The following is a 15,568-nucleotide window of genomic DNA, read 5'->3' as shown; positions in this document are numbered from 1 at the left end:
CCCCCCGGCCCGCCGGACCTCCCGCCGGGCCGCCACCAGCCACCCCGGGTGAGCTGCGGACATCGCTGCGGGTCTCGGTCGACACCATGCCGTACCTGCTCGACCACTGCTTCTTCGAACAGCCGCCGCAGGCCGATCCGTCGGACCGCTGGCCCGTCGTGCCCGGCACCACCGTCATCGGGCACCTGATGGACTTCGCCGAGCGCTCAGCACCCGGTCTGCGCGCGGTGGCCGTCCACGACGTCCGGCTCACCCAGTGGATCACCGCCGTCCCCGCGGTGGACATTCCCGTACACGTCGCACCCCGGCCTCCGCACCCCTCGGGGGCGACCCGGGTGACGGCCACCCTCGGCCCGTACGCCCGGGCCACCGTCGAACTCGCGCGGAACCATGATCCCCGACCAGCCGCCGCCTGGACCTTCCCCGAGGACGAGGAGCGCCCCTGCGGCATGACGGCCGCTGAGCTGTACACCCGGCGCTGGATGTTCCACGGCCCCCGCTTCCAGGGCGTCACCGGACTGACCGCGGTCGGCGACGCGCACGTCCGAGGAGTCATCACCACCCCGCCCGCCCCGGGAGCCCTGCTGGACAACGTCGGCCAGCTGCTCGGCTACTGGATCATGTCCCAACTGCCCACCCGGACCACCGTCTTTCCCGTCGGCATGCGGGAGATCCGCTTCCACGGCGCGCACCCCGCGCCGGGCGAACGGCTCGACTGCCTCATCCGCATCGTCTCCGTCACCGACACCACGCTCGAAGCCGATATGCAACTGGTCCGACAGGGCCGCGTCTGGGCCGAGTTCAAAGGCTGGCGCGACCGCCGCTTCGACAGCGATCCGCACATCCGCCGGGTGGACCGCGAACCGGAGCACCACACCCTCTCCGAGCCGCAGCCCGGCGGCTGGGCGCTGCTCCATGAACGCTGGCCCGACCTGGCCACCCGCGAGCTGATCATGCGGAACATGCTGGCCGGGGAGGAACGTACCGCCTACGACGCGCACCCCCCGCGTGGCCGGCGCCAGTGGCTCCTCGGCCGGATCGCGGTCAAGGACGCGGTGCGCCGGCGTCTGTGGGACGCCGGCAGCGGCGGGATCTTCCCCTCGGAACTACGGGTCGCCAACGAACCCACAGGCCGCCCGTACGTCACCGGCGGATACGGCCGCACCCTCCCCGACCTCCACGTCTCCCTCGCCCACCGGGCAGAGGCCGCGGTCGCGATCGCGAGGACCGGCCCCTGCGGCATCGACATCGAGGAGGTGACCGAGCGCCCGGACGGAACCCTTGAGGCGGCGCTCGGCGCCCGGGAACGGGAACTGCTCGCATCACTGGTCCGCGACACCGGCGAACCCGAGGCCCTGTGGTTCACCCGCTTCTGGACCGCCAAGGAGGCCGTCGGCAAGGCCCGCGGCACCGGCCTGGCCGGAGCCCCGAAGAACATCGAGATCAACGCCGCCACCGGCACAGCACTGACCGTCCGCACCGGGGGCGACACCTACCACGTCCATCACCGGACGGTCGGCAACCCACCCGGACTGCCCCCCAGGAACTACGTCGTCGCCTGGACGACCGCCCACGATGAGGAGAGCGACGATGACCGCTGAAGGCCACCGCGCCGTACTGTCCGCCCGGCTCGAACAGACCGTGCTGGACGAGGTGACCGGCATGCTGCGGGAGGTGCTCGGCGAGTACGAGTTCACCGACGCCGAGATCACCATGAGCACCCGATTCCACGACGACCTCGAACTTGAGAGCATCGACCTGGTCACGCTCTCCGCGGCGCTGCGCGAACACTACGGTGACTCCGTCAACCTCGCCGCCTTCATCGCGGACCGCGGACTTGAAGAGATCATCGCGCTGACCGTGGGCGACCTGGTGCACCACGTCGTGGCATCCCTCTCCGCGCCCGCGGCCGAGGAGGTCTGAACATGGCGAAGGTCCGCGTCGGTGAACTCGACGTCCACGTACAGCGCATGCCGGCGGCCGGGTCGCCGGCCGAAGACCCGCCGCCCCTCGTGGTACTGGTCCACGGTCTGCTCATCGACAGCCTGGCGAGCTACTACTTCTCGCTCGGCCCCGCCTTCGCCGAGCGGGGCATGGACGTCCTCATGTACGACCTGCGGGGGCACGGACGCACCAGCCGGCCTGCCACGGGCTACCGCCTGGAGGACTTCGTATCGGACCTGGACGGACTCCTCGACGCCCTCGGGGAGGACCGCCCGGCGCATGTCGTGGGCAACTCCTTCGGCGGCGCCATCGCCTACGGGCTGGCCGCCGCCCGGCCCGACCGCGTCCGGTCCGTCATCGCGATCGAGTCCGAACCGCCGGTGAAGTCGTGGGCCGAGAAGATGGCCGAGGGCCTCACCGGCGAAGAAGGCGGCCTGGTGGTCAAGGAAGTGCGCACCTGGCTCGCCGAGGATCCCGAACGCAACGCGCGCCCCTTCCAGCTCGCCGGACGGATCCTGGACAGCACCACGCTCGGCGAGGACATCCCGCGCAGCCGCGTCCTGGACGCCGGGTTCCCCGAGATCCGCTGCCCCGTGTTCGCTCTGTACGGCGCCGACTCCAAACTCTCCGGCCAGGCCGCCCACTTGGCCGCCACTCTTGAGCACTGCCGCACCGTCGTCCTGCCCGACCAGGGGCACTCGGTGCTCGTGGAGCGCACGACGGAGACGGCCGGCCTGATTCTGGACTGGTTCGAGGACGACATCCACACCCCTCTGAAGGCGGGCTAGATGAGCCGGTTCCTGTTCGTCGTGCCGCCCCTGGTCGGTCACATCAACCCGGCGGTCGGCACCGCAGCCGTGCTCGCCGCGCGGGGGCACGACATCGCCTGGGCCGGACCTGCCGACCTGGTTCACCGCCTGGCCGGACCCGACGCCCGCGTGTTTCCCTGCGTGCTGCCCGACCCGGCCCTGGAGAACGCCGAGGAGCTCGCGAGCCGGAGCGCCGACCTGAAGGGCCCCGCGGCCTTCCAGTTCCTGTGGGAGCGTTTCCTGATCCCGCTCGCCGATCACATGGCCCCCCGAATACGCGCGGCCGTCGAGGAGTTCGGCCCGGACGTCGTGATCGCCGACCAGCAGACCGTGGCGGGCGGCCTCGTCGCCGAGTCGCTCGGCCTGACCTGGGTCACCTCGGCGACCACCTCGGCCGAACTTGTCGACCCGCTCGCGGGCATGCCCAAGGTGGCGGCCTGGCTGGACGGCCTCATCGAGGCACTGCGCGGTCGGATCGCGGGCGGGAGGGGCGCGGCCGACCCGAGGATGTCCCCGCACGGCATCCTCGCCTACACCACCAGTGCCCTGCTCGGCCCGACCCAACTGCCCGAACACGTATGGCTGGTGGGCCCGTCCGTCACCGACCGTCCGGCATCGGCCGACTTCCCCTGGGAATGGTTGGAAGGACCGGAGCGCACCGTCCTCGTCAGCCTGGGCACCGCCAACGGGGATGCGAGCGGGCCGTTCCTGAACGCCGCGGTCCGGGCGCTGTCGGACCTGCCCGGAATACGCGCCGTCGTCGCCGACCCCGCAGGCACCGTGACCGAGTCGGGCGAGAACATTCTGCTGCGCCCGCACGTGCCCCAACTGCCGTTGCTCGCCCACGTGGACGCCGTCGTCTGCCACGCCGGGCACAACACCGTCTGCGAGGCGCTGTGGCACGGCGTCCCTCTGGTGGTCGCTCCGATCAGGGACGACCAGCCCATCGTCGCGGGCCAGGTCACCGCCGCGGGCGCGGGCGTCCGGCTGCGCTTCGGCCGTGCCGACGCGCGACGCATCGCCGAGGCCGTCGGCACAGTCCTGGACGAGGCGGCCGGACACCGCGAAGCGGCGCGTGCGATCGGCCTCTCGTTCCGGGGGGCGGGCGGAAGCGAAGCAGCGGCCGACCGTCTCGAAGGTCTCCTGTCGCGTCCCGAGCCGGCCTCCAGCGGCCACGCGCGCGGCCGGGAACACGGAAGGACGGGCACCCGATGACGGATGGCGCCCCGTCTGCCGACAGCCCTCCGGGAACCTTCGGCTCGCTCCTCGGCCACGCCCGGCCCCACTGGCGCGCCCTGACACTGTCCCTCGTCCTGAGCCTGCTGGCCGGCGTCTCCGGACTCGTCCAGCCGAAGTTCGCCCAGCACATCCTGGACCGGCTCGCCACCGGTGGGAGCGTTGCCCGGCCGATCGCCGTGCTGGCTGCGCTGCTCGTCGCGGGCGCGCTCCTGACCGGGGCGAACGCCTGGCTTGAACAGCGCACGTCCGAGCGCGTGGTCCGGCACGTCCGCCGCGACCTGGTGCACCGGCTGATCCGGCTGCGTGTGACCGAGATCGACCGCCGTCCGCCCGGCGACCTCATCGCGCGCGTCACCTCGGACAGCACCCTGCTCAAGAGTGCCGCCACCCAGGGCCTGATCATGTCGGTCAACGGGCTGCTGACATTCGTCGGAGCACTGGTCATGATGGCCACCCTGCACCTCGGGTTGCTGGCGGCGACGATACTGGTCCTCGCGCTTGTGGGGGTCGTGATGACCGTCGTGCTGCCCCGGATCCGGCGGGCGGTCGCACGCGAGCAGAGCGCGGTCGGTGTCGTCGGTTCCCTCCTGGACCGCTCGCTCGGGGCAACCCGCACGGTCAAGGCCAACGGCGCCGAAAGCCGCGAGACGCGGGCGGCCCAGGACGCCGTGGAGGACGCCTACCACGCCGGCCTGATCAGTGCGCGCTACAGCGCGATCGTCACCATGCTCGGCGGCGCCTCGATCCAGACGGCGTTCCTGGTGGTGCTCGGACTCGGCGGGATGCTCGTCGCCAACGGCAGCATGGACGCCTCCGCGCTCATCGCCTTCCTGCTGTACGTGTTCTTCCTGGCGAGCCCGATAGCCTCGCTGGTCGGCGGGGCGGCGATGCTGCAACAAGGCCTCGGCGCCGTCGGCCGCATCGACCAGGTCGCGGTCATGCCCCTGGAGGACGACATCGACCCGGCGCTCGCCGACGTCACCACGTCCGGCCCACCTCCGACGGTCGAAGTGGCAGGCTTGGAATTCGCTTACGCAGGACGGTCCCCGGTGCTGCACGGCGTGAGCTTCACCGTCCCCGGCGGTACCCAGACCGCACTGGTCGGCCTGTCGGGCGCCGGGAAGACCACGCTGTTCTCACTGCTGCAGCGGTTCTACGAACCCAACGCCGGGTGCCTGCGTATCGGTGGGCAGGACATCGCGTCCCTTCCCCGCGCCGAGGTGCGCCGCCGGATCGCCTACGTCGAGCAGGACGCCCCCGCGCTGGCCGGTACCTTCCGCGAAAACCTGCTGTACGCGGCGCCGGACGCCCCCGACGAGGACATCGCCGAGGTTCTGCGGGTCACCCGGCTCGACGATCTGGTGGCCCGGTTGGACAAGGGCCTGGACACACCGGTCGGAGCCAGGGGGGTCACACTCTCCGGCGGTGAACGCCAGCGGCTGGCCATCGCGCGAGCTCTGCTGCGCCGACCCGAGGTACTGCTCCTGGACGAGGCAACGGCTCAGCTCGACGCGCGCAACGAACAGGCGCTCAGCGAACTGGTCACCGGCCTGGCCCGGCACTGCACGGTGCTGCTCATCGCGCACCGGCTGTCCACCGTGATCGAGGCGGACCAGATCGTCGTCCTCGAACACGGCAGGGTCCGGGCCGTGGGCACCCACCACGCGCTGATGGATGACGACGAGCTCTACCGCGAGCTCGCCGCCACCCAGCTTCTGGCCCGGGCGTCGCCGACCCAGTGACCTGTTCCATGGGCCGGCCACTCCTCGGCCCCCCCCCGGCGCGTTCTTCGGGCCGGCGGGCCGAGGAGTGGCGTGCACCAGGGCCGGTACACCTGCGCGTGCCACGGCCTCGAAGACCCGTAGGACCTCAGGACGTTGCCGGTCCCCGGCCTGCCGGGCTACGGATGCAGGAGGGTCTTGACCATCCCGTCCTGCTTGTCCTGGAACATCGCGTACGCCTTGGGGGCGTCCGACAGCGGAAGGTGATGGGTGGCGAATCCGTCCACTCCGAGCACGTCCTCGTCGTCGAGCAGCGGAAGGATCTCCGGCACCCAGTGCCGGACGTTGGCCTGACCCATCCGCACCTGGATCTGTTTGTCGAACAGGGTCAGCAGGGGCAGAGGATCCGCCGCGCCTGCGTAGACGCCGGAGACCGAGACGGTTCCGCCGCGGCGCACCACGTCGATCGCGGTGTACAGGGCGGACAGACGGTCCACACCCGCATGCTCCATGAGCCTGCGGGCGACCATGTCGGGCAGCAGGCCGGTGGCCCGCTGCGCGGTCTTCGCGAACGGCGCGCCGTGGGCCTCCATCCCGACCGCGTCGATGACGGCGTCGGTGCCCCGGCCGTGGGTGATCTCCCGGATCGCGTCCGGCAGCTCCTTGCCGCAGCGGCTCACGTCGAAGACCTGAACGCCCCGCTCGGCCGCCCTGGCGAGGCGTTCGGGCACCAGGTCGACGCCGATCACCAGTGCGGCGCCGAGGTGCCGGGCGACCCTGGTCGCCATGTCCCCGATGGGCCCGAGCCCCAGTACCGTGACACTGCCCCCCGGAGGAATGGACGCGTACCGAACCGCCTGCCAGGCGGTGGGCAGCACGTCGGACAGATAGATGTAGCGGTCGTCGGGCGGACCGTCCGGAACAGGGATCGGCAGTGTGTTCCCGAACGGCACGCGGAGCAGTTCCGCCTGCCCGCCGGGGACCTGCCCGTACAGCTTCGTATACCCGAACAACGCGGCTCCGGTTCCCTGCTCGCGGACCTGCGTGGTCTCGCACTGGGAGTGCAGACCCCTCTCACACATGAAGCACGTGCCGCAGGAGACATTGAACGGAACCACGACACGGTCACCCACCCGCACCGCCGTGACGTCGCGGCCCGCCTCCTCCACCACCCCCATCGGTTCATGGCCGAGGACGTCGCCCTGCTCCAGGTACGGTCCGAGCACCTCGTACAGGTGCAGGTCGGAACCACATATTCCGGTGGACGTGATGCGTACGACGATGTCGGCGGGGCCCTCGATGTGTGGATCCGGGACGTCCTCCACCCGCACGTCCCGACGTCCCTGCCAGGTGAGTGCACGCATGGTGTCTCTCCTCACTGCGGTACCTCTGGATCGCGGGCCGGCCGCTCCCGGCCAGGTCGCCCTTTGCCCCGCCGCCGGGAGTCCGGTCACCGGTGCCTCGGCATCACGCCGGCTGTCTCCCGCACACGCACGGTCACGCTCCCAGACCCTTGCGTGCTGCGATCTCCTTCGCACGATCCTCGGAAGCACCGCGCTTCTGCGCGCTGTTCTGCGTCAGCTTCTTTCCTGCCACGACATCCGCTTCGACCAGGGCCCACGGCCCGTGGCGGATGGCCGCGACAGGCCGCCCGGACGAGGTGAAGGAGCGCACGATGCCGGTGGTGGGCCCGGCCCGCGCAGAGCGTCGGCGTTGAGTGTGCCACCCGGGACGAGCAGCAGGTCGTAAGCGGCCGGTCCACGTCGGTCAGGGCGTCATGTGGAGGTCCCGTCCGGCAGGCGGAGGAAACCCGTGCTACCCGGACTGATCAGCTGCCCCGTTCGAGAGCCGGTGCACCGTGCTTCGAGAGCCGGTGCACCGTGCCCCTTCAGGCGCTTGCTCGGTGGTCCTACCAGTAGTGCCTTCGCCCGGCGACAGCGTGTCCCATCCCGCCCAGGATCCACAGGATCAGACCCACTACGGCGAGAATGATTCCTATCGTCCACAGGATGGAAATGCCGGTCACGAAACCGACGACAAGCAGGATGACTCCAAGAATGATCACGACACGCTCCGATCTCGTGTGTGCTCTTCTTTCACTCTGGCTCCAGTGAGCCGCCACGGCAACTGCCGCGTTCGTTGGGCCGGCAGGCCGTTGAGGATGCCGATCAGTGCAGCAGGCCGGCGAGGCGGCCGAGCGGCATCTGTGACCCCAATGGTGGGCTGTCGGACAAACACCTCCTGCGGCTGCAAGTTGCGGCCTGAGCGCCGTCCGGACAGTAACGCCGCACGGTTGCCGAAGGAGCTTTTCGGCTCGCTCGGGATGCGCAGGCCCCGAGACCGATCACTCTGGAGACAGGGCAGGGGTGTGCCGAGGAGGCAGCCTGCTGCATAAATTCCGACCAGCTGCAAATTCCGCGAAAAGGTGACGTGCCCATGAATGAAGGAAACAAGATCCTGCTTGCCGCTGCCTTGGTCGGTGGATATGTTCTGGGCCGAACGAAAAAAGGGCGATTCGCTCTCACTGCGGCGTCCTATATTGCTGGGCGTCAATTCTCTCTTGAGCCGCGACAGCTCGTGACTCAAGGGATGCGTAAGCTGGGAGAAATTCCCCAGGTTGCCGAACTGGGTGACCAACTGCGTGGGGAAGTGATGGATGCCGGCCGAGATGCTGTCGCCACTGCTTTCAACCGCCGGATGGCGACACTTGCTGATTCGCTTCATGAGCGAACGGCCCAGCTGGAGAGTGGTGGTCGAGAACCCGAGGGAGAAGAGGGGGATGAGGGGGAGTACGACTACGGCGATGAAGAAGAGCCGGAAGAGGAATACGAGGAGGAGGAAGAGTCAGAAGAGGGAAACGAGGAGGGAGTCGAGGGTTCGGAGCTGGGGGAGGAACGGGAGGAGCCGCCCCGACGTCGTACTTCACGAGCTGCTGAGGAGCGGGCGCCGCGTAGGCGCAAGTCGGCCGTGGGTCGACGCGAAGCGTCGAAACGTGCCAAGAGAGATCAGCGCAAGCCGGAACCTGATACGCCCACCAAGAAGAAGACGGCCTCTGGTGGGGCAGCGGCCAAGAAGTCTGCGCCGGTAAAGAGAACAGCTAAGAAATCTGCGCCCGCCAAGAAATCTGCTGCCAAGAAGTCTGCACCCGCCAAGAAGTCTGCGCCCGCGAAGAAAACTGCCGCGAAGAAGTCCACGACAAAGAAAGCCGCGACGCATAAAGCCGCAGCCAAGAAGGCGCCGGCCAGGAAGGCTGCCGCGGGGAAGGAGACCGCTCCCGCTGCGAAGAAGGCCGCCAGGAAGAGCACCAAGAAGGCGTCGTCGCGCACTGAGCGCCGGAGGTAACGGATCATGCCAGAAGCGGAAAAGGGTAATGCGTACTCGGGACTGGACCGACTGCGCGAAGAGCTCGGGGACTATCTGACGGCCCGGGTGGGGGACTTGGCAGAAAGAGCCGGCGACAGGCTGATCGACGCGACGGACCAGCTGACCCACGTTGCCGAGAACGGCGGGTCGCTCTCCAAGATCGGAGCCAATCTCCTCGGAGGTGACTCGCCTGTCAAAGCTGTGCTCTCCGGTGCGGCGAAGAACGTCAAGGACAACATCGTGGAGAAGGCCCAGGGCGTCCTGGGCGGCGGGAAGGGGCGCAAGTCGGGAGACAAGAAAGTCACAAACATCATCGAGGTCATCGACGTCGGTGTGCCGTTGCGTACTGCATACGACCACTGGACGCAGTACGAGAAATTCAGCAGCTTCACCAAGGGCGTGCGGGACGTTTCACGGACCGATGAGACATCCAGCGACTGGAAGGCCAAGGTTGGTCCATCGACCCGTGGCTGGAAGGCGACCGTTCAGGAGCAGGTGGCGGACGAACGCATCGTCTGGACCTCCGAGGGGGCCAAGGGGTCGACCCGTGGCGCGGTCAGTTTTCATGAACTGGCACCTGGACTGACGAGAATTGTGCTGGTCGTTGAATACTACGCGTCCGGTCTCTTCGAGAAGACCGGAAATCTGTGGCGTGCTCAGGGGCGGCGCCTTCGGCTGGACCTCAAAAACTTCCAGCGCCATGTCACGCTCACCGACGAAGAGCCTGAGGGCTGGCGTGGAGAAATCCGCGACGGCGAGGTCGTACAGACCCACGAAGAGGCCCTTGAAGAAGAAGCCGAGAACGACGAGGGCGAGGACGAGCGCGAGGGGGAGGGGTACGACGAGGACGAGCGCGAGGGGGAGGAGTACGACGAGGACGAGCGCGATGGGGAGGAGTACGACGAGGACGAGCGCGATGGGGAAGGCGAGGAGTATGACGACGAGTACGACGAGGACGAGCGCGAGGGGGAAGGCGAAGAGTATGACGAGGACGAGTACGAGGACGAGTACGACGAGGACGATGTAGACGTCGAAGGGGAGCGGCAAAGGGTGAGGCGGTAGCAACGCAGGACCACCAGCAACGCAGGACCGACCACCTGACTGGCAACCGGGCGCAGTCCCGCCGTCGCCCCGAGTGCGGCAGGCCTGCGCCCGGTCCTCTCGGCACCGTCAGTGCTTGAAGGTGTCCTTGCCCTTCTCGATCACCTGCTTCACCCTCCCCTTCGTCTTCTGGGCCCTTCCCTTTCCTTCCAGGCTTTCATTTCCCACGGCCTTGCCGGTCGCTTCCTTGGTCTTTCCCTCCGCTATTTTTCCAATGTTCTTGGTCTTCTTTCCTATGCCCATTTCGTGCTCCGTGAGAGTCATTCGGGCGGTGGTAGCAGAGACCCGAGAGGTCCGAGATCCAGATTGAGGTCTTCCATGGAAATCCCGTATCGGGCGCAGAGTTCAATCATACGGCTGTGCAGAATCATCAGAGTTGTTCCCAGGCGTTCCTCCTGTTCCTCGGTGAGGTCTCCTGCGTCGACGCGGTGAAGGGCTTGGCGCTCCATGAGTTGTCGCAGCAGCTCGACGACGGTGAGGACGAGCTTGATCAGGTCCCGTTCCACCGTGTCCGGTGCCGTGGTGATCCGGCGGGCCGGCCCTCGCGCGTCCGCCCTGCCCCGGGGCGGGGCGTCCTGTGGCATCGCGGGCAGCAGACGGAACGCGCGGGCAGCGGCGTCGGCAACCTCGTCGAGGCGATTACCGGGTGGATGTTCCTCAGACGTCATGGTCCTCTCCTGCGTGTGATGAGACGGCATTCCACGGGGAGGGATTCTGCTCGCTGATGGAGACGATCAGGGCACGCAGCGATATGCGCACGAGGTCGATGTCCGCGATGGAAAGCACGACGTCGCCGGTGAGGACCACGCCACCGCTCAGCAACCGGTCCAGCAGGTCGATCAGCGCGATCTGCCGTTCCGGCAGCGGCTCCTGCGACGTGGCCGGAAGGCCGCCCGCCGCCCTCATGGGGCAGCCCCCTTCAACGGTTCGATCTCGGCGGCGAAGGAGTACGGGGGCCACGGACCGGTGATCTCGATGCGGACCCCGTGAAGACCTTCCGCGGCCCTCATCACGGCGGTGCGAAACCCCTCGGCCTGGTGCAGCGGCACGAGGTAGGCGTCGTTGACGACGTTCTCTCCCGGCCCGCGAGCGAGTTCACCCTGCTGCGGTCGGTGCTGCACGCGATCGACCGCATGGGCGCGGGCGGCGGCCTGAACGCGCTCAGCCCCCCGTTCGGCATCCTGATAGGCCTCTTCGCGCGCGTGCCGCTGTGCTTTGCGCCGATTGAGATAGGCCCGCCCAGGGCTGAGGCCCGTCAGTGTGTCCGCTTCGGCCGGACTCTCACTCGCCGCAGCGTCCTCGACATAGAGCTTGACGCCCCACTCCACCTGTGCCGCCAGGTCCGTCAGCCGGCGATCGAACGACTCGTGGTGAGCCCGGAGCATGACACGTACGCGCTCGTCGTCCAGATACACCGTCGCCAGACGGAGTGGCAGGACGGTGGTGCGGGCGGCCAGCGCCTCGATCACGTGGTGGTGGGAACGGGCGACGGACTCCAGCCAGTCGATGTCCTCAAGATGGGCCCGCAGCGCGGCTTCTTGGAACTCCCGCTCGGGTACCGGGCTCACAGCGATCACCACGTCGTGACCCTCACGTGCCCGCACCAGGTGCACTGGTGCATCCGATACCCCGGCGAGCTCGGAGACGGCCTCCGCCAGTGATCCATCCTCGTCCCGCGCGACGGCGTACGCATAGGTGACGGCTTCGGTCATGTCTCGTCCCGCCCTTCGCCACGCGCTCTGGAATCTGCCCGTCCGGTGCGTGAGGTGCGGCGGGGAGCCGCAGGACGACTCTCCTTCTCGGCCGGTGGCAGCTCGCGGTCCTCGTGCAGGGCGGCGATCTCGGCATGCAGCCGCTTGTTCTCCTCGGCCAGTGACCGGTAGTCGTCGTTGGCGCGGGACGACAGCGCCGGGTCGTGCTCCCACCAGTCGATGCCCATCTCCTTCGCCTTGTCCACCGAAGCGACGAGAAGGCGCAGCTTGATGGTGAGCAGTTCGATGTCCAGGAGGTTGATCTGGATGTCGCCGGCGATGACGATGCCTTTGTCCAGGACCCGTTCCAGGATGTCGGCGAGATTGGCCGAGGAGCCCTGGCCGTACGGGGCGGACCGGGACGGCAGATCGCCCAGTCTCCTGGCGACGGAGTCGGACACGGACCCTGCACCTCGATTCCCTGGTATGACGTCGCATCAACAGCGCCGCCGGCCGTGCTCTTTCGTTCCGTGGATCGCGGGCGATCAGGTGGAGGTGCCCCGGAAATGCCCCCTGATCTCGTCCAGCCGGTCCAGCAGCGCGTCCTCGCGACGGTCGAATGTTTCCTCGTCGATCTCCCCGGCCAAGAGCTGCCGCTCCAGTCGGGCGAGTTCCTGTTCGACGGGTGCTGGATCGTAGTACTCGTTCTCCGCGGCCTCGACCACGCGCTCCATGACCCAGGCCACGCCTCGCACCGGAGCCAGTGGAAGGGTCGCGAGCTGAGTCAGCAGTCCCATGAAGGCTCCCTAGACGAAGCTGTAGGCGGGTAGTGGACCGAGGAGCCGCAGGTCGAAGTCCTCGCCCAGTTCCTTGGCAAGACCCTGCTCCTCGCTGAGAAAGTCCTGCTCGTCGTCCCGTGCCACGAGGAAGGAAACATTCAGGAAGCCGTTCCCGGCAGCCTGCGACGGGCGTTCCTCCCGGGCGAATCCGCGCAGCGCATCGAGAACCCCGGCCGCGAGGTGATCCTGTCGGGCCTGTACTTCCTGAGAGACCAATTCGCCGAGGGCCAGGGGGAGTTCCGGGCTGCTGTCACCACTCCTGATCGCCTCGTTGAGCTCTCGGGCTTCATCGGACTCCCGAAGTATCTGGCGCAGCAGGGCGTTCTCGTCCTGGGTGGCCTTCAGGTGGTACTCGACGCAGCCGTCCAGCGCTCGCAAGCGTTCGTCGAACTCATCCGCGCGGTCCTCCAGAACCGCTCGCACCGCATCGTCGTCCGTGGCCGTGAACCCGAACTGCAGTGGCAGAACCGTCCCGTCGGCCATCAGCCTTTCCTGGACAGCCTGGTGCGCGCCGAGATCCCGACGCTTGGGCCGCAGCTCCTCGGGCGCGTCGCTGACGACGGCGGAGAGTTTCCCGGTACGCACCGTTCGCAGTGCTGCCGGCGGATCCCCCACCCCGTCGAGGCCGTCCAAGTGCTGGGGATGGGAGGTCAGGACGATGGAGTAGACGTACACGGCCATGGCTCACTCCTCGCGGCGCCGGGCGGCGGGCCGACGCCGCGGCCGCTCCCGCCTCTCCTCGGGCTCCTTGCGCTTCTTTTCGGAACGCTCGGTCTCCTCGTCGTCGCCCCCCTTGAGGGCATCGGTCAGCACCTCGGCGGCCCCGCTCAGGGCCCCCTTGGTCTTCCCCTGTGCTCCGCTTTCGGTGACCTCGCCGACCAGGTCGGTCAGCTGGGACGGGGCCTTGCGGCCCGCTTCCAGGTCGAGGCGGTTGCACGCCTCTGCGAAGCGCAGGTAGGTGTCCACACTCGCCACGACTATGCGGGCATCGATCTTGAGGATCTCGATGCCCACCAGCGAGACACGCACAAAGACATCGATGACCAGGCCACGGTCCAGAATCAGATCGAGGATGTCGTAGAGATTGGCGGAACCTCCTCCACCGCCCCTGGCAATGGCTCCTCCGGCTTGCGGCACCACAGTCATGGTGCCCCCTTTCAACGGCTCACTCCGATGTGGCGCGGCCTTCACGTCCGGGCGGCGAACGGCGCATGGGTGGGGTGAAAAGGAGCCTCAGCCCCGGTCGATCTGCCCCCGGGTGTAGCGCCGTGTGCGTTCGTACGACACCAGTTCGCCGCCCTTTTCCAGCAACACCCGGTAACTGGCCATCACGCTTGTCGTGCCGGGAACGCGTTCCAGCTCCAGGACTTCTACATCCGCCTGCCAGCCGTCTTCGGTCGGTTTCAGCGCCGAGACGGATTCGGGAGCTCGTCCGAGAAGCTCCTGGAGCTGCTCAGCCGCGTACCGCATGGCCTTCGGTGCCGAAACCCGACGGGGCGCACGCTTCGTCGCGCTCGTACGACTCGTGTTGCCTTTCCCGGCGGTCTTCCTGCTGGACGGACGCCGGACACTCTCTGTCTCGTCCTCTTTGCCCACGGCCATGTTCCCTCTCCGGGGATTTCGGAGACGACATGCTGCCCGCGCCTTGTTCAAAAGACGCCATCCCATGGTAGTCGGAATGCGCCGACCGTTCACGGTTCCGGGGGGACCGTCACGTACGAATACGTCCGTACACGGAGCGAAGTCGAAGATGTATTCCCGCAGAACACGGCGACAGCAGCGCAAAAAATTTCCCTGCTCATCGTCGCGATCCTGCCCACCCGAATGCGACGGGGCGGGCGAAACCACGCGGTGAACCATGACAGGCGTCAGAGGGCCGCTGCTGGGAGAATTCAATGATGCGGACTGTTGGCGTCGAGGAGGAACTACTGCTTGTCGATACATGCAGTGGCGAGCCCCGGGCCCTGTCGACGGCCGTGCTGGCTGTCGCCGAGCGCCGCTCGGAGGGAGACTCGGTCTTCGAGCCGGAGCTTCATCGTCAACAACTGGAATTCTCCACCGAACCGTGCAGTGAGATGCGCGAACTCGCGGGCGAAATCCGCCGTTGGAGGGCTGAGGCCGCAAAGAGTGCCGCCCGGACCGGGACAGCTGTGGTTGCCCTAAGGGCTGTTCCGCAATTCCTGGCGGGCGTGCGACGACAGCTACGGCACCTCGCCGCGTTTTTGGAACGTCCACATACATCCAGTATGTGGACGTCCCTCCGCCTTGCGATGCACCGCATCTGACGCCGCACGCTGTTCCACCAGGAATTGCGGGACAGCCCTTGGCGACGGCTCCCTTGCCGGTCAGCCCCTCGGTCGGTGAGGGGAAGCGGCACAGTTGGCTGGCCGACCGGTTCGGCCGGACCACACAGGAACAGCTGATGTGCGGATGTCACGTACACGTTTCCGTGGTCTCGGACGAGGAGGGCGTCGGTGTGCTGGACCGGGTGCGCACATGGCTGCCAGTTCTGCTGGCGCTGAGTGCCAACTCGCCTTTCTGGCAAGGCCGCGACACGAAGTACAGCAGTTGCCGGAGCAGGGTCTGGGGGCGCTGGCCCTCCGCCGGCCCGGTCGAACTCTTCGGTTCCGCGGAGCACTACCACCAACAGGTCCGGGCACTCGTCGACACAGGAGTCCTGCGTGACGAGGGAATGATCTATTTCGATGCTCGGCTTTCACACCGGTACCCGACCGTCTAAGGGCTGTCCCGCAATTCCTGGTGGAACAGCGTGCGGCGTCAGATGCGGTGCATCGCAAGGCGGAGGGACGTCCACATACTGGATGTATGTGGACGTTCCGACAACGCGGCGAGGTGCCGTA

19 protein-coding genes and 2 pseudogenes are annotated in these 15,568 nt (G+C 67.8%); 9 read left to right on the top strand and 12 right to left on the bottom strand.

Annotated elements, in window-relative coordinates:
- From AADR41_RS37160 to AADR41_RS37140, 5 genes are all read left to right on the top strand, one after another.
- The coding region (locus AADR41_RS37160) for a 4'-phosphopantetheinyl transferase superfamily protein (RefSeq protein WP_342286495.1) at nucleotides 1-1,601 on the top strand (1,601 nt) is incomplete at its 5' end.
- On the top strand, nucleotides 1,591-1,923 hold the full coding sequence (locus tag AADR41_RS37155) for an acyl carrier protein (protein ID WP_342286493.1): 333 nt from the start codon (nucleotides 1,591-1,593) through the stop codon (nucleotides 1,921-1,923). The genes AADR41_RS37160 and AADR41_RS37155, both read left to right, overlap by 11 nt.
- A 2-nt stretch (nucleotides 1,924-1,925) precedes the next feature.
- Nucleotides 1,926-2,732: an alpha/beta fold hydrolase gene (locus AADR41_RS37150; protein ID WP_342286492.1), complete on the top strand. Its 807-nt coding sequence runs from the start codon at nucleotides 1,926-1,928 to the stop codon at nucleotides 2,730-2,732.
- Nucleotides 2,733-3,968, top strand: coding sequence for a glycosyltransferase (locus AADR41_RS37145; RefSeq protein ID WP_342286491.1), 1,236 nt, complete (start codon nucleotides 2,733-2,735; stop codon nucleotides 3,966-3,968). It abuts the gene before it with no gap.
- Complete coding sequence (locus AADR41_RS37140; RefSeq protein WP_342286489.1) at nucleotides 3,965-5,734, top strand: ABC transporter ATP-binding protein; 1,770 nt, start codon at nucleotides 3,965-3,967, stop codon at nucleotides 5,732-5,734. Before AADR41_RS37145 ends, AADR41_RS37140 begins: the two co-directional genes overlap by 4 nt.
- 158 nt (nucleotides 5,735-5,892) lie before the next feature.
- On the opposite strand, the gene AADR41_RS37135 is transcribed toward AADR41_RS37140, so the two are convergent.
- The 3 genes and pseudogenes from AADR41_RS37135 to AADR41_RS37125 form a co-directional block, all read right to left on the bottom strand.
- Nucleotides 5,893-7,077, bottom strand: a complete 1,185-nt coding sequence (locus tag AADR41_RS37135; RefSeq protein WP_342286488.1) for an alcohol dehydrogenase catalytic domain-containing protein — start codon at nucleotides 7,075-7,077, stop codon at nucleotides 5,893-5,895.
- Between the two features lie 211 nt (nucleotides 7,078-7,288).
- Nucleotides 7,289-7,470 (bottom strand): annotated as a pseudogene (locus AADR41_RS37130) (DJ-1/PfpI family protein); the annotation flags it as partial.
- 152 nt (nucleotides 7,471-7,622) lie between these two features.
- Complete coding sequence (locus AADR41_RS37125; protein WP_342286487.1) at nucleotides 7,623-7,778, bottom strand: DUF6131 family protein; 156 nt, start codon at nucleotides 7,776-7,778, stop codon at nucleotides 7,623-7,625.
- Between the two features lie 371 nt (nucleotides 7,779-8,149).
- On the opposite strand from AADR41_RS37125, the gene AADR41_RS37120 reads away from it, so the two are divergent.
- Together AADR41_RS37120 and AADR41_RS37115 are read left to right on the top strand one after the other, a co-directional pair.
- Nucleotides 8,150-9,055, top strand: a complete 906-nt coding sequence (locus AADR41_RS37120; RefSeq protein ID WP_342286486.1) for a histone protein — start codon at nucleotides 8,150-8,152, stop codon at nucleotides 9,053-9,055.
- 6 nt (nucleotides 9,056-9,061) lie between these two features.
- On the top strand, nucleotides 9,062-10,138 hold the full coding sequence (locus AADR41_RS37115; protein WP_342286484.1) for an SRPBCC family protein: 1,077 nt from the start codon (nucleotides 9,062-9,064) through the stop codon (nucleotides 10,136-10,138).
- 108 nt (nucleotides 10,139-10,246) lie between these two features.
- Here AADR41_RS37115 and AADR41_RS37110 read toward each other — a convergent pair whose 3' ends face one another.
- The 9 genes from AADR41_RS37110 to AADR41_RS37070 form a co-directional block, all read right to left on the bottom strand.
- A complete protein-coding gene (locus AADR41_RS37110; RefSeq protein ID WP_446751176.1) occupies nucleotides 10,247-10,441 on the bottom strand; it encodes a CsbD family protein in 195 nt (64 codons plus the stop codon).
- Nucleotides 10,438-10,845 (bottom strand): gas vesicle protein K, encoded by a 408-nt coding sequence (locus tag AADR41_RS37105; protein ID WP_342286482.1) that lies wholly within the window; start codon nucleotides 10,843-10,845, stop codon nucleotides 10,438-10,440. Before AADR41_RS37105 ends, AADR41_RS37110 begins: the two co-directional genes overlap by 4 nt.
- Complete coding sequence (locus tag AADR41_RS37100) at nucleotides 10,835-11,083, bottom strand: gas vesicle protein (protein ID WP_342286480.1); 249 nt, start codon at nucleotides 11,081-11,083, stop codon at nucleotides 10,835-10,837. Before AADR41_RS37100 ends, AADR41_RS37105 begins: the two co-directional genes overlap by 11 nt.
- Entirely contained in the window at nucleotides 11,080-11,889 is an 810-nt protein-coding gene (locus AADR41_RS37095; protein WP_342286478.1) for a GvpL/GvpF family gas vesicle protein, read from the bottom strand. The genes AADR41_RS37100 and AADR41_RS37095 overlap by 4 nt, the downstream gene beginning before the upstream one ends.
- Nucleotides 11,886-12,329, bottom strand: coding sequence for a gas vesicle protein (locus tag AADR41_RS37090; protein ID WP_342286477.1), 444 nt, complete (start codon nucleotides 12,327-12,329; stop codon nucleotides 11,886-11,888). The genes AADR41_RS37095 and AADR41_RS37090 overlap by 4 nt, the downstream gene beginning before the upstream one ends.
- An 84-nt stretch (nucleotides 12,330-12,413) precedes the next feature.
- Nucleotides 12,414-12,665 (bottom strand): gas vesicle protein GvpG, encoded by a 252-nt coding sequence (locus tag AADR41_RS37085; protein ID WP_342286476.1) that lies wholly within the window; start codon nucleotides 12,663-12,665, stop codon nucleotides 12,414-12,416.
- A gap of 9 nt (nucleotides 12,666-12,674) precedes the next feature.
- A complete protein-coding gene (locus AADR41_RS37080; RefSeq protein WP_342286475.1) occupies nucleotides 12,675-13,388 on the bottom strand; it encodes a GvpL/GvpF family gas vesicle protein in 714 nt (237 codons plus the stop codon).
- 3 nt (nucleotides 13,389-13,391) lie between these two features.
- Complete coding sequence (locus tag AADR41_RS37075) at nucleotides 13,392-13,853, bottom strand: gas vesicle structural protein GvpA (RefSeq protein WP_342286474.1); 462 nt, start codon at nucleotides 13,851-13,853, stop codon at nucleotides 13,392-13,394.
- A gap of 87 nt (nucleotides 13,854-13,940) precedes the next feature.
- Entirely contained in the window at nucleotides 13,941-14,309 is a 369-nt protein-coding gene (locus tag AADR41_RS37070; RefSeq protein WP_342286473.1) for a gas vesicle protein GvpO, read from the bottom strand.
- 296 nt (nucleotides 14,310-14,605) lie between these two features.
- Here AADR41_RS37070 and AADR41_RS37065 point away from each other — a divergent pair, with 296 nt between their 5' ends.
- Nucleotides 14,606-14,992, top strand: a complete 387-nt coding sequence (locus AADR41_RS37065; RefSeq protein ID WP_342286472.1) for a glutamate-cysteine ligase family protein — start codon at nucleotides 14,606-14,608, stop codon at nucleotides 14,990-14,992.
- Nucleotides 14,989-15,444, top strand: a pseudogene (locus AADR41_RS37060) (YbdK family carboxylate-amine ligase); the annotation flags it as partial. The gene AADR41_RS37065 and the pseudogene AADR41_RS37060, both read left to right, overlap by 4 nt.
- Nucleotides 15,445-15,568 lie beyond the last annotated feature (124 nt).

This window comes from Streptomyces sp. CLV115 (assembly GCF_038448545.1).
Taxonomy (GTDB): Bacteria; Actinomycetota; Actinomycetes; order Streptomycetales; family Streptomycetaceae; genus Streptomyces; species Streptomyces sanglieri.
This window is presented reverse-complemented; position numbering and strand designations above follow the sequence as displayed.

What these genes read in the sequence shown, in the direction of transcription:
- AADR41_RS37155 (WP_342286493.1), top strand. Translation starts at nt 1,591, where the DNA reads ATGACCGCTGAAGGCCACCGCGCCGTACTGTCCGCCCGGCTCGAACAG.
- AADR41_RS37150 (WP_342286492.1), top strand. Translation starts at nt 1,926, where the DNA reads ATGGCGAAGGTCCGCGTCGGTGAACTCGACGTCCACGTACAGCGCATG.
- AADR41_RS37145 (WP_342286491.1), top strand. Translation starts at nt 2,733, where the DNA reads ATGAGCCGGTTCCTGTTCGTCGTGCCGCCCCTGGTCGGTCACATCAAC.
- AADR41_RS37140 (WP_342286489.1), top strand. Translation starts at nt 3,965, where the DNA reads ATGACGGATGGCGCCCCGTCTGCCGACAGCCCTCCGGGAACCTTCGGC.
- AADR41_RS37135 (WP_342286488.1), bottom strand. Translation starts at nt 7,077, where the DNA reads ATGCGTGCACTCACCTGGCAGGGACGTCGGGACGTGCGGGTGGAGGAC.
- AADR41_RS37120 (WP_342286486.1), top strand. Translation starts at nt 8,150, where the DNA reads ATGAATGAAGGAAACAAGATCCTGCTTGCCGCTGCCTTGGTCGGTGGA.
- AADR41_RS37115 (WP_342286484.1), top strand. Translation starts at nt 9,062, where the DNA reads ATGCCAGAAGCGGAAAAGGGTAATGCGTACTCGGGACTGGACCGACTG.
- AADR41_RS37110 (WP_446751176.1), bottom strand. Translation starts at nt 10,441, where the DNA reads ATGACTCTCACGGAGCACGAAATGGGCATAGGAAAGAAGACCAAGAAC.
- AADR41_RS37105 (WP_342286482.1), bottom strand. Translation starts at nt 10,845, where the DNA reads ATGACGTCTGAGGAACATCCACCCGGTAATCGCCTCGACGAGGTTGCC.
- AADR41_RS37100 (WP_342286480.1), bottom strand. Translation starts at nt 11,083, where the DNA reads ATGAGGGCGGCGGGCGGCCTTCCGGCCACGTCGCAGGAGCCGCTGCCG.
- AADR41_RS37095 (WP_342286478.1), bottom strand. Translation starts at nt 11,889, where the DNA reads ATGACCGAAGCCGTCACCTATGCGTACGCCGTCGCGCGGGACGAGGAT.
- AADR41_RS37085 (WP_342286476.1), bottom strand. Translation starts at nt 12,665, where the DNA reads ATGGGACTGCTGACTCAGCTCGCGACCCTTCCACTGGCTCCGGTGCGA.
- AADR41_RS37080 (WP_342286475.1), bottom strand. Translation starts at nt 13,388, where the DNA reads ATGGCCGTGTACGTCTACTCCATCGTCCTGACCTCCCATCCCCAGCAC.
- AADR41_RS37075 (WP_342286474.1), bottom strand. Translation starts at nt 13,853, where the DNA reads ATGACTGTGGTGCCGCAAGCCGGAGGAGCCATTGCCAGGGGCGGTGGA.
- AADR41_RS37070 (WP_342286473.1), bottom strand. Translation starts at nt 14,309, where the DNA reads ATGGCCGTGGGCAAAGAGGACGAGACAGAGAGTGTCCGGCGTCCGTCC.
- AADR41_RS37065 (WP_342286472.1), top strand. Translation starts at nt 14,606, where the DNA reads ATGCGGACTGTTGGCGTCGAGGAGGAACTACTGCTTGTCGATACATGC.